This is a genomic window from Streptomyces sp. NPDC037421 (genome assembly GCF_055602105.1).
This window is the reverse complement of record NZ_JBVJWV010000010.1, coordinates 228308-240384: the sequence shown is the minus strand read 5'-3', so window position 1 is coordinate 240384 and position 12077 is coordinate 228308. Positions and strand designations below refer to the sequence as shown.

Sequence of the window (12077 nt, the reverse complement as noted above, 5' to 3'; positions counted from 1 at the left end):
CCAACACCGCGCCTTGCTGCAACAAAGCCCCCCTTCTCTCCGTTTGGGGGGGCCCCCCTCCCCCCCCCCCGGGCCGGCCCTTTGGGCCGGAGTCCTTCGCTTCGCTCCGGACGGGTTCGGGTTCCGCTGCGCTCCACCCGAACGGCCCGCTCCGCGGGCCCGGGTGACCCCGTTTCACGGGGTCCGGTCCTACGGACCGTTGGGCTGGTCCGCTCCGCTCCCCCGCCCGGACCCTTCCGGCTCCGCCTCCAGGACCAGCCCGCTCCGCGGGCAGCCGGCAGCGAGAACGGGGCTATGTCTTGTCTCTCAGGGCTTCGGTCTCCAGCCTGTCCAGCTGCGCCTTGGTCGATTCCCGGCTGCGCACCAGTTTCCAGGTCTCCCTCAGGCATTCCCAGAACGCAGCCATGCCCGCAGCAACAGCCAAAAGCCGAAAGGGGAGCCACCAGTGCTCACGAACGAGCCCCAGCCCACACAGGAACACGCCCCCAAACAATGGCCCCACAATCTTGCGCAGCCACAACTCGATCCCGTCCAGCACCTTTCCCCACCCCAACCCCAAACCGAGCCCACACCACCCAAGCGCAGGAATCCAGCCATGATCCAGCCACCCGGTGCGAGCCGGACTCCCGGGGTAGGCCCACAGCCCAGCCGACCAGAACCTTACGCAAAGCCCCATGCTCCAGCACCTACGATGCTTCAAACTAAGAGCCGGATTTAATCTGGAACCCCACCTACCCTACGCTCCGTGTACTCGACGGCGCGGCTGTCGACGACCAGCGAAATGCGCAGTACTCAACCAACCTACGCAACCGCACCTGACTGTTCCTCATACCCCTTGTGAGTTTTACAGGTGAGGTTCAGTGAAACCGAGGTGACGCCGACCGGTGAAGGCAAGTGACAGATTCACCGTCCTGTAGTCGGCGCCTCTAAAGTTCCGCACGATCGAGGGCATCGACCTGCCCCTGACCTTCCTTCGAACCAAGCAAGCCGGCGTTGCCACCTCCATGCGAGGTGCGATCTCTCGCTTTCACGTCAGTACGCGACCTGGGCGTCTCTCACTCAACGACAGTGGATAGACCCCGATCTCTCGCATCCATGACAGCAACCACACACCCCGAAATAGCCCCGCCCAGCGTCAACACACCAGAGCCCACTGTCTCTCACACCGCTGTCACCAAACCGAGAGATCGCACCAAAGCACCGTCCCATGACAGTGAGCCGAATCCGAATACCGCCTCCACCAGCACAAACGGCAGTACCTGACGCAACGTCACTGACACCACCCACTGACATGGAAGCGGCGCATCGCACCGCTGGTCGGGAAGGCGCCCGAGGAGGGCGAGGAGGAGAACCGGCTGCTGCTCCGGTTCGCGGCCCCCCGGGACCCGGCGCTGATCGCGAAGTGGATCAGCTACCAGGTGTTCAACACCAAGCGGCAGGACTGGCGTCGGGGCGCGGAGGCCGCGTTCCGGTACCGGGAGCGCGAGGGGGACCTCCAGGTGCCCTACGAGCACGCCGAGGGCCCGTACCCGCTGGGCCGGTGGCTCTCCGACCAGCGCCGCGCGTTCCGCGCCGGGCGGATGAGCGGGGAGCGGGCCGCCGAGCTGGAGCAGCTGGGGATCGTGTGGGACACCGCCGACGCCGCTTTCGAGACCAGCCTCGCCGCCGCACGGGCCTGGCACCGGCTCCACGGCACCCTGGCGGCCCCGCGGGGCGCGGCGATCCTCGACGTCCAGGTCGGGCAGTGGCTCACCAACGTCCGCCGGCCCGGCGGGCTCGGGAAGGACCCGGTGCGCGCCAGGCGGCGGGCGGCGGCCCTGGCCGCGATCGACGAGGACTGGAACCTGGCCGAACGCGGGTGGACGGTGGACTGGCAGCGACACTACGCCTACCTCACCCAGCTCCTGGACGAAGGCGCCCGCCTGACCGCCGTCACCGCCGGGGTGACCCGGCACGGCGAAGACATCGGCCGGTGGCTCGCCGTCCAACGACGGGACTGGGCCCGGCTGAACGCCGAGCAGCAGGCCCGGCTCACCGCGCTCGGGGTCACCCCGGCGCGGGTCGTACGGGCCCGCAAGACGCCCGCGAAGACCAGCACGGCCACAGGGTCCGGGCGCGGCTCAGCGCCTTCCAGACCGGCATCCAGGCCTTGGCGCAGTACGTGGAGCGGGAGGGCGGCGGTCTGCCCGGCCGCCAGCATGTCGAGCACCTGCCCGGGGCGGTCCACCGCACCGGGGTGTGGCTCGCCAACCAGCGCCAGCGCCGCGATCGGCTGGACGCCGGGCAACTGCGGGCGCTGGCCGAACTCGGGGTCGACTGGGCGGGGTCGGCTGTGTGAGATCCCGAGATCCGACGCCGGGGGCGGGCTGTCAGCGGGCCGCGGCCGTTTCCTGACCACCGGCCTGTCGTTTCTTTGGCTATGAAGAAGATCATCAGCGGTGCCGTGCTTGCCGCCGCCGCCATGTCCGTCACCGCCCCCGCCCATGCCGACGTCCTGGACGGAGGTATCGACGCGCTCCAGGACCTCGGGGGAAAGGTCGTCCGGGTCGACAGCCTTCCTGACACCGGGTCGATGATTTCCCAGATTCCCACTGAGGAGCAGCTCTACACGAAGGTCAGGGGCGTGGTCACGGAGCACCCTGAGAACTACGGGCTTCCCGCGCAGGGAGCCGACGCCACGAACCTCGACAAGACTGTCCTCAGCGTCGCCAACAAGTTCCTCGAAAACAACAACCCCGTGGGGAGCCCCCAGCCGAAGGGCCCCAGCACCCTCACCCTCGGCAGCGTCTCCGACCTCACCAAGGGCCTCGACATCGCAGACATCCAGAAGAACGCGCCTTCCCTCAGCTCACTGAACCTCGGCAGTAGCGGTGCACTGTCAAGCGCCTCCGGTTCGCTGACGGGTCCCACCGGAGTGCTGAGCCCCTGACACGACAGGCCCCTCGCCAGCCCTGAGCCGCACCGCTGCGGCCCTGCCCGGTGCTCCGCCGTCATCGGCCCCGTCCCGAGGTCCTGGCAGGGGCCCCCTGCTGCCGGTGGGCGGGCACGGCAGGCTCCGCAGGCGCGGCCTGACCCGGGGCCGCGCCCGTGGGGGTGGTGGTGGAGCGCGGGAGCGGGCCGCGGTCGCGGAGACGCGGGGGGCCGTCGGGAACCGGGGCGCCGGGCGGGGCGGTCAGGGCACGCAAGGTCGCGCCGACTATGCGGGCCGCGAGCAGGGGCCAGGCCCGGGTGGAGACCAGCAGGGCCATCTCCCGGTCCGAGCCGATGTAGTCCTTGGTGATGTTCACGAGCCAGCTGTTGGCCGCCGCGCTGACGTCGAGCTGTTCCAGGGCGGCGGGCCGGTCGGACAGGTCCAGGTCATTCGGGACGCTCAACCCCTGGGTGCGATCTCTCGATTTCGCGGCAGCACGTGAGCTGCGCATCTCTCACTCAACGACAGTGGAAAGACCCCGATCTCTCACATCCATGACAGTGGCTACATGCCCCGAAACAGGCCCCGCCCAGCGACGACACACCCACGCTCACTGTCTCTCACACCACTGTCACCAAACCGAGAGGTCGCACGGAAAGCTGCGGTAGGGGGCCATCGTAGACCTGGAACCCGAGTTGCCTCGAATCAAGGACGTCGCAAGCGCCCGCCCGATGTTGCGCGGAAACATACGGGAAATCAGCCATCGGAAGGCGTAGAAATGTCTACGATTCAACTCAAGGAACATCAGGTCGACCAGAAGTCGGCGTTCCGGAAATGGGTTGGATTCCCTGCAAGAACCTCTGTACCCCCGCAAGGAGCTCGGGGCACCATCGTGTCAGCGACCGGCTCCGGCAAGACCATCACGGCCGCCGCGAGCGCGCTGGACTGCTTCCCGGACGGCCGGATCCTCGTCACCGTCCCCACCCTCGACCTCCTCGCCCAGACCGCCCAGGCATGGCGGCTCGTAGGTTACCGAGCCCCGATGATCGCGGTGTGCTCGCTGGAGAACGACCCCGTGCTGCACGAGCTCGGAGTGCGCACCACCACCAACCCCATTCAACTGGCGTTGTGGGCCGCCTCCGGGCCGGTCGTCGTGCTCGCCACGTACGCCTCCCTGGTAGACCGCGAAGACCTCGACGCACCCGAGGGCCAGCGGAAGGTGCGCGGGCCACTGGAGGCCGCCCTGGTAGGCGGGGAGCGCCTGTACGGGCAGCAGATGGACGGCTTCGACCTCGCCGTCATCGACGAAGCCCACGGCACCGCCGGCGACCTCGGACGGCCCTGGGCCGCCATCCACGACAACACCCGCATCCCCGCCGACTTCCGGCTCTACCTCACCGCGACCCCGCGCGTCCTCGCAGCCACCCGGCCCCAGCGCAGCGCGGACGGCCAGGAGCTCGAGATCGCGAGCATGACAGACGACCCCGACGGAACGTACGGGGCCTGGCTTGCCGAGCTCGGACTCTCCGAAGCCATCGAGCGCGAGATCCTCGCCGGCTTCGAAATCGACGTCCTGGAAATCCGCGACCCCTCACCCATCCTCGGACTCTCCGAGGAAGCGCTGCGGGGACGCCGCCTCGCGCTCCTGCAGACCGCACTCCTGGAACACTCCGCCGCGTACAACCTGCGCACCGTCATGACGTTCCACCAGCGCGTCGAGGAAGCCCGCGCGTTCGCCGACAAGCTCCCCGAATCAGCCGCCGCTCTGTACGCCACCGACGCCACCGACGCCGACCTCGCCAAAGCAGCAGGCTTGCCGAAGTCGTCCATCGAAGCCGAGTTCTACGAGCTCGAGACCGGCCGCCACGTACCCCCGGACCGTGTCTGGTCCGAGTGGCTATGCGGAGACCATCTCGTCACCGAGCGCCGCGAAGTCCTCCACCAGTTCGCCAACGGCATCGACGCCACCGTACACCGCGTACACCGGGCGTTCCTCGCGTCCGTCCGCGTCCTGGGGGAGGGCGTCGACATCACCGGCGAGCGCGGGATCGAGGCGATCTGCTTCGCCGACACCCGCGGCTCACAAGTCGAAATCGTCCAGAACATCGGCCGGGCGCTCCGGCTCAACCGCGACGGCAGCACGAAGATCGCCAGGATCATCGTGCCCGTGTTCCTGGAAGCCGGGGAGGACCTGAAGGACATGGTCGCCTCCGCCAGCTACAAGCCGCTTGTAGCGGTCCTCCAAGGCCTCCGCAGTCATGACGACCGCCTGGTCGAGCAGCTCGCCTCCCGGGCCCTCACCAGCGGCAAGCGCAGGGTCCACGTTCGGCGCGACGAGGACGGACGGATCGTCGCGGCCGGCGGCGAGGGCGACGACCAGGAGCAGGACGACCCGATGCCGCCGCAGAGTCGGCCCTGCTGCACTTCTCCAGCCCACGGGACGCCGCCACGATCGCCGCGTTCCTGCGCACCCGCGTCTACCGGCCGGAAAGCCTCGTGTGGCTGGAGGGCTACCAGGCCCTGCTGCGGTGGCGGGCGGAGAACGAGGTCACCGGCGTCTACGCCGTGCCCTACGACGTCGAGGTCGGCGTCACCAAGGACTTCCCCCTCGGGCGGTGGGTCCACCAGCAGCGCAAGGCACTGCGCACCGGTGAACTCGAGGAGCGGCGCAAGACGCTGTTGGACGCGCCGGAGGCCGGGATGGTGTGGGAGCCCGGCGAAGAGGCGTGGGAGGCCAAGCTCGCCGCGCTCCGCTCCTACCGGCGAGCCACCGGACACCTCGCGCCCCGACAGGACGCCATGTGGGGCGAGGACAACGAGATGCTGCCCATCGGACAGCACATGGCCAACCTCCGCCGCAAGGACGCCAAGAACGGACTCGGGAAGGACGAGGACACCGCGACGACCCGGGCCGCACAGCTCGCCGCGATCGACAAGGACTGGAACTGCCCCTGGCCACTCGACTGGCAACGCCACCACCGCGTCCTCGCCGACCTGGTCGACGCCGACGGCCAGCTGCCCGACATCGCACCTGGCGTCCTCATGGACGGCGACGACATCGGCAAGTGGCTCCAGCAGCAGAAGCAACCAGCCACCTGGACACGGCTCCAGCCCGACCAGCAGACACGGCTCACCGCCCTGGGCGTGGAGCCCACCCAGGCGCCGCCTCCGGCCCCGGCGGACGGTCGTGCGGCGAAGGGGGCCGAGCAAGGCACAGCAGGCGTTCCAGCGGGGCCTTGCGGCCCTCACGCAGTGGGTAGAGCGGGACGGCGCCCACCGGCCGGTGCCTCGCGCCCACGGCGAGGAGATCACGATCGACGGCGAGGCAGAGCCGGTGATCGTGAAGCTCGGCGTATGGGTCTCCAACACCAAGACCCGGCGTGACAAGCTCACCACCCACCAACTCTCTGCCCTCGCGAAGCTGGGCGTCGACTGGGCGCGGTAGTGGGCAGGTGCGGGCGTGGAGTGGCTGCGGTAGGCGGCAGGTCAGCCCCCGCTAACCGTCGGCTATCGGTCACAGGGCCCGGCGGAGGAGGCTGCCAACCCGTCCTATTGGTTCGCTACCCGGCCGATGTCGGCCCACCAGAGCTGGAAGGCGGATGACAGCACCTGGGGGCCACCCGCTCGGGCGGGCGGCCCCCAGGAGGCGAACCGGTTCGATCAGGGCGCAGGACGCCCGGGGTGGTTAGAGGCCGGCGGTGTTCAGCAGGAAGTTGAAGGCGCCCTTGGAGATGTTGTGGAGGACGTCCTTGGTGCTCTCCTCCTGGAGCCACGAGGCGACCTCGCCGGAGTCGGCGTTGGGGTTGGCGGCCTTGTAGAGGGCGGCTACACCGGCGGTGTGGGCGGCGGCCATCTGGGTGCTGCTGCGGACGGCGCTGCCGCCGGCGGCGGAGGCGGAGGTGATGCCTTCACCGGGGGCGTAGATGTGCAGGCACTCGCCGTAGTTCGAGAATGCGGCTTCTTCGTCGTACGAGGTGGTGGCCGCGACGGTCGCAACGAGCTGGGAGCCGGCGGGGGAGTAGGCGCAGGCGTTCAGGGTCTGGTTTCCGGCGGCGACCACGGGAAGGACGTTGAGGTTGGAGGCGGCCTGGGCGGCGGTGTCGACGAGGGCGTTCTTGGCGAGGACGACGGAGACGTCCATGATGGCGGGCTTGTTCTGGAGTCGGGCCTGGGCCGCGACGAAGTCCATGCCGGCGATGAGGCCGGCGGCGGTGCCCGTGCCGTTGCAGCCCAGGACGCGGACGGCGACGAGCTTGGCCTGGCGGGCCACGCCGTAGGTGCTGCCGCCGATCGTGGAGGCGACGGCGGTGCCCTGGCCGTAGCAGTCGGCCTGCTGCTGGCCGTCGACGACGGCGTTGAAGCCGCGGGTGGCACGCCCGCCGAACTCGGGCAGGCCGATGTTGATACCGGAGTCCACGACGTACACGGTCACGTTGGACGTGTTCTGGGTGACGTTGAACTGACCGTCCAGCGGCAGCTGCTTCTGGTCGATGCGGTCCAGGCCCCACGAGGTCGCCGCCACCGCGGCCTTGGTGGTCGCTGCCGGCTGCGTCTTTGCGGGCGCCTTGGCCGGGTCGGCGCTGGTGACGCTGTCCTGGGTGACGGCGGCCACGCCGGGGGTGTTGCGGATCTTGTCGACCTGGGCCGGGGTCAGCTTGGCCGCGAAGCCGTTGAGGACGGTGTTGAAGGTGTGCAGGGTGGTCACACCGGGGAGGGCCTGCTTGGCCACGTCGGCGGGGACGACGCCCTTGTCGAGGGTGACGATGTACTGGCCGGCGACCGCATTGGCGCTGGCGTTCAGCGGCGCGGGCTCGGCCCGCACGGCGGTGTGGGCCTAGGCGGACACGAGCGGCCCGGCGACGAGAGCGGCGGCCACGATGAGCGCGGCGGAGCTGTAACGCAAGGTCGAACGCACTTCGACTCCTCATGGGTCAGGTCAAACGAACAGGAGCAGGGCCCAGCAGCCGCGCGCGACGTGCCGGACCGGCCGGGCACGATCGCGCGGGCACACTCAGGTGCCAGCGCACTGGGACAGAGGGTCAGAGCCCGCGGGTGTGCAGGGGGTGACGGAGCGGGACTTGAGGCCCGGCACCGTCAGCGCGTGCTTGGCGGACTCTTCTGAACCACTCACGGGCTTCGGCGGGGACTGCGCAGGCGCAGTGCCTGGACGTGGGCCAGTCGCGAGTGGTCACGTGGCAGACCCAACAGGCTGCCGGTAAGGCGTGTAAAGGGGCGAAAACGGATGCGTCTGCGGGCCCCTTGGCGCCGGATCGTTTCCTCCCATACGAAGAAAGGATTCTCCGCCAAGAGGATCCGACCTCGACATCAAGATCCATTTTCACCCGCCCGGCCGGTGGTACACGTTTTACGGTCAGCGGCTGATCGCGTCGACCCGGCTGTTCGCCAACGTGGCGGTCGCCTGTCGGACGGAGAACATCCCGTCCTCAGTGGGCGCAGCCCGCGCGCCCCGCTGCCGGCAGTCCGGCGGCGGGGCTCCGCGTGGTGCGGTCGGTACCGCAAGGGGGAAGCGGCTATCGGCCGCTGTGGTCGATGACGTTGCCGTTGGAGCAGTTGTTGGCATGGTCGCCGACCCAGTCGCCCAGGACGGGGACGACGGCGACTTCCTGAAGGCAGACGGCGGCGGCCGTGAAGTTCCAGTTGTTGGCGGCCTTGACGCCGCCGCCAAAGTTGGAGTCGCTGTCGGCGTGGGCGGGCACGGACACGGCGGCCGCGGCAAGCGCGACAGCGGCGATAGTGATGATCTTCTTCATGTCAGGTGCAACGAGACCAGCGCAGTCAGGACACTCGTAGGGGCGGGGTCGCGAGGCGCCGTGGGCCGCTGCGGTCCGAAGTCTGGCACCGTGCCGACACGAGGGTGCAGGGAGCCAGCGCAGCGCCCCACTGTGATCATCCCGTAGAGGTCTCTAGGAGTGGATCAATCAAGTTCAGGACAACCAGGTAGCCGGTCCCCCGCCTCGAGCGAACTGGACGTCGCCGGCCAGTGCCCGCACACCATCGCCCGAACCTGACGTCCACGCTGCTGAGCGGGATTCGTCCGGGTCTCAGCAGCGACTGTCCCCCCCCCCCTGCGCGAGGAGTCTGCCGAGCTCGATGATCGCGTCCGGGGATGGCTTGAAGTAGCGGCGGACCCGGGGCTCGACGGGGCCGCAGTCGGCGGCACAGGAGCTTGGCAAGCCGGGGCTGCTCGGGACAACGGACAACCATCAGCTCTGTTCATAACTTCTGCTCGTACGCCACCCCCGAACCGAGCGGACGCACGGGCGGCATCACCTCGGCGGCCTGCGCCAACATCGGCTCCACCGGCGGATACAAGGTCATCCCAGGGCCTCCCTCGTCGTCCCCTGTGCCAAGAGTCCGCCCGGCCGGACCGGCCGGGCGGGCGACTCCGAGGTCGCCGCCATCACCGGGCTCACCACCACGACCGTCCACTCCGACGTCACCGCCGGACGACTCCCCCCCCCCGGCACCGAGCTGCACGGGCGGTGGTGGTGGACCCGCGAGACTGCCGAGGCCCGCGCGGTCCGGCCCGCGCAGTACAAAGGCCGCACCCCCGGTGCCACGGGCCGCGCACCACGCCGCACGCCCCCCGACGCCCGAGTCCCCGAGGTCGCCGCCGCGCTCGCCGCCGCGCAGACCGGCGACGGGCCGGCCGTCACCGCTGGTTCCCTGGCCACCCACTACGGCATCAGCACCCGCACCGCCGAACGCCTCATCGTCAAGGCCCGCGCCGCCACCCGGCCCTAGCCGCCGCCGGGGTGCCAACACGGGCGCAGCGCGGGGGCCGCCACCAGGTGGTGGCGGCCCCCGGCTGCTGTTGCGTCACGCCGAAGGCACCGGCTCCGAGGCCCCCTGGGCCAGTTCGATGCAGCGGATCCCGCCGCCGGGGTGCCATTCCATCAACGGGCCGGCTGCGTCCCCGTGCTCTGTGCACCAGGCCACCGGGACCAGGCCCCCGCAGTCGTAGCGGCGGCACGCGCACCCCTGCGCCGAGCCTGCGTACGGCACCCCGTGCCGGACCACCCCACCCGCCGCCCCCTCCGCGGCGGCGCCGCGCAGGCCGGCCGGCCGGCCAGGCCAGCGTCACCCGCAGGCCGCCCGACCCCGACCGGAACCGCTCGATCACCCGCACCTCCCCCAACACCGCCAACGGTGTGGGGAAACGATTGCGCGAGGGCAGGGAGAAAGGCCAAACCCTGGCGGTCACGACCGGGCGGAGCCCGAGAGACGACGCAGCCACATCACCGGTACCGACCAGAGGGCAACGGAAGGTCCAAGCCTGACGGACTTCGGAAACCACCGCTCTAGTGACCGGACGGCGCTCCGCAAGGAAAGGGATTATCCCAGGAAGAACGTCCCGATATCGACAGTATCAGGGTATAGGCACTGATGCCGCCCTCGGTCTGGGATGACGGTGTCGTGCGTGATGAAAGAGCGGAAGCGGTCCGCGTAGCACAGGAAGCAGTGTTCTCGCTCTCCTTGGGGCGGGCCGCGGCAGTGCCGCGGCTGCTGGAACTGGACGGGCGTGGTGAACTGACGGCCGCACACGTGCGGTTGGTGGCGCTGGCGTTGGGGCGCAGTGAGCGGACGGTGTGGCGGTGGCTGGCCACCGCTCGACGTGAAGGCCGGGCTGGGGCGAAAGCGTCGGCGCGGTTCACCGTGACGGCGGAGATCCGGCGTCTGCTGGCCTTCTACGGCGGGAACGCCGCGCGACTGCACGCGGAGTTGGAGCGACGGTCCGCGGAGGATCCGGCTGCCGGGCCGGTGCCGTCGTTGTCGACGCTGCATCGTGCGCTGCGGCGGGATCTGAGCCGTGGTGAGCGCGCTGGGCTTCGGTCCGGTGAGGCGGCGCGGCGTGCCCACGACGTGTTCGGCAAGCGGCCGGTGTCGTACCGCAACGCGGCGTGGGAGGGCGACCACAAGCACCTGGCCGTCGAGGTGGACCTGGAGGGGGAACTGGTCACCCCGTGGGTGACGTGGTTCGTCGACTGCGCGCACAACGTGATCACCGGGGCGTCCGTTACCGCGCACGCACCGAGCAGGGACGGGGTGCTCACAGCGCTGCGTGTCGTGCTGGTCCGTGACGAGGCGGTGTTCGGTCCCGTCGGCGGGCTGCCTGGGCAGGTGAGGGTGGACCGGGGGAAGGAGTTCTTGTGTGAGGCGGTGACTCGGGCGCTCGGGGCGTTCGCGGTGCCGGTGGTGGACCTGCCGGGTGGTACGCCGCATCTGAAGGGCAGTATCGAGGCGCTCAACGACGCGGTCGAGGAGATGTTCCTGGTCACTCTCCCCCGCTACCGGCACCGTCAGCGTCTGGCGGGTAGCCGGCTCGCAGACCCTGACGCCCCGCCGATGGCGTTCGACGCGTTCGTCGCCGCGCTGCTGGAGTGGGTGCACTGGTGGAACACCTCCCACCTCTCCCCCGCCCTGGGCGGCCGGACTCCGCTGCAGGCATGGCAGGCGAACCCACGCCGGTAACCGATGTGCCCAAGGAGGCGCTGATCGGGTTCGGGCTCGAAGGCGACGGCCGCATCCGGATGGTCTCCACCAGCGGTGTGCGGTTCCGGCGGCGTGACTACATCGCCGATTGGATGGTCGGTCACGCCGGCGACCCGATCAAGGTACGCCGGCTGCCGCACCATGACGAGGAGATCGAGGTGTTCGACGCGGCCACCGGACGACACCTGGGAACGGCGTTCCTCGCAGGCGGCGCCGACCTCGAACAGTTCACAGCCGTACGCGCGGCCCGCACCGCGGCGGCCAGGCAGCTGCGGGCCGACCTCAAAGCCGCCGAAAAGCTACGCCGCAAGCGGTTCGAGGCCGTCACCACCGCCAAGGTCCCCAAACAGCTGGGCGCTCTGACCGCCGACGAAGCCGAGGCGGAGCTGCGGGCCGCCGATCACTGCGGACTGCGTGAACTGGCCCGGCCCGACTACATCCCCCACGCCCCGGTACCCGCCACCTGGGCCCGCCCGATCCCACCAGCCCCAAGGACACCCACGCCCGGCACACCGCACGAGGAGAACCAGACGCCATGATCGACCTCGACTAGGGACTGCTCCCGCCCGAGACCGCCGACCACTTCCTGGCCCTACCCGACGCACAGCTCGTCGGCACCGAAGCCCTCCTGACCACCCGGGACAACATCGAG

General features: G+C 69.9%; 6 protein-coding genes and 2 pseudogenes. 4 read left to right on the top strand and 4 right to left on the bottom strand.

Annotation, left to right across the window (positions count from 1 at the left end):
- Window positions 1–292: 292 nt before the first annotated feature.
- The gene (locus tag ACZ7IF_RS18000) at window positions 293–538 is read right to left on the bottom strand and encodes a hypothetical protein (protein ID WP_470972136.1); all 246 of its coding nucleotides are present in this window, start codon (window positions 536–538) and stop codon (window positions 293–295) included.
- A gap of 880 nt (window positions 539–1418) precedes the next feature.
- Between ACZ7IF_RS18000 and ACZ7IF_RS17995 the strand changes: the two genes are divergently transcribed.
- Together ACZ7IF_RS17995 and ACZ7IF_RS17990 are read left to right on the top strand one after the other, a co-directional pair.
- Window positions 1419–2423: a helicase associated domain-containing protein gene (locus ACZ7IF_RS17995; protein WP_470972134.1), complete on the top strand. Its 1005-nt coding sequence runs from the start codon at window positions 1419–1421 to the stop codon at window positions 2421–2423.
- Window positions 2420–2929, top strand: coding sequence for a hypothetical protein (locus ACZ7IF_RS17990; protein ID WP_470972132.1), 510 nt, complete (start codon window positions 2420–2422; stop codon window positions 2927–2929). The genes ACZ7IF_RS17995 and ACZ7IF_RS17990 overlap by 4 nt, the downstream gene beginning before the upstream one ends.
- 61 nt (window positions 2930–2990) lie before the next feature.
- Here ACZ7IF_RS17990 and ACZ7IF_RS17985 read toward each other — a convergent pair whose 3' ends face one another.
- Complete coding sequence (locus tag ACZ7IF_RS17985; RefSeq protein WP_470972130.1) at window positions 2991–3374, bottom strand: hypothetical protein; 384 nt, start codon at window positions 3372–3374, stop codon at window positions 2991–2993.
- 315 nt (window positions 3375–3689) lie between these two features.
- Here ACZ7IF_RS17985 and ACZ7IF_RS17980 point away from each other — a divergent pair.
- Window positions 3690–6356 (top strand): annotated as a pseudogene (locus ACZ7IF_RS17980) (helicase associated domain-containing protein).
- 240 nt (window positions 6357–6596) lie between these two features.
- Here the strand turns inward: ACZ7IF_RS17980 and ACZ7IF_RS17975 are convergent.
- The gene (locus ACZ7IF_RS17975) at window positions 6597–7733 is read right to left on the bottom strand and encodes a S8 family peptidase (protein WP_470972128.1); all 1137 of its coding nucleotides are present in this window, start codon (window positions 7731–7733) and stop codon (window positions 6597–6599) included.
- Window positions 7734–8442: 709 nt separating this feature from the next.
- Window positions 8443–8682: a hypothetical protein gene (locus tag ACZ7IF_RS17970; protein WP_470972126.1), complete on the bottom strand. Its 240-nt coding sequence runs from the start codon at window positions 8680–8682 to the stop codon at window positions 8443–8445.
- A 1744-nt stretch (window positions 8683–10426) separates the two neighbouring features.
- Here ACZ7IF_RS17970 and ACZ7IF_RS17965 point away from each other — a divergent pair.
- Window positions 10427–11964: pseudogene (locus ACZ7IF_RS17965) on the top strand (transposase).
- The last annotated feature ends 113 nt before the right edge of the window (window positions 11965–12077 follow it).

Coding starts and splice junctions, on each gene's coding strand:
- ACZ7IF_RS17990 (WP_470972132.1), top strand. CDS start 2,420: ATGAAGAAGATCATCAGCGGTGCCGTGCTTGCCGCCGCCGCCATGTCC.
- ACZ7IF_RS17970 (WP_470972126.1), bottom strand. CDS start 8,682: ATGAAGAAGATCATCACTATCGCCGCTGTCGCGCTTGCCGCGGCCGCC.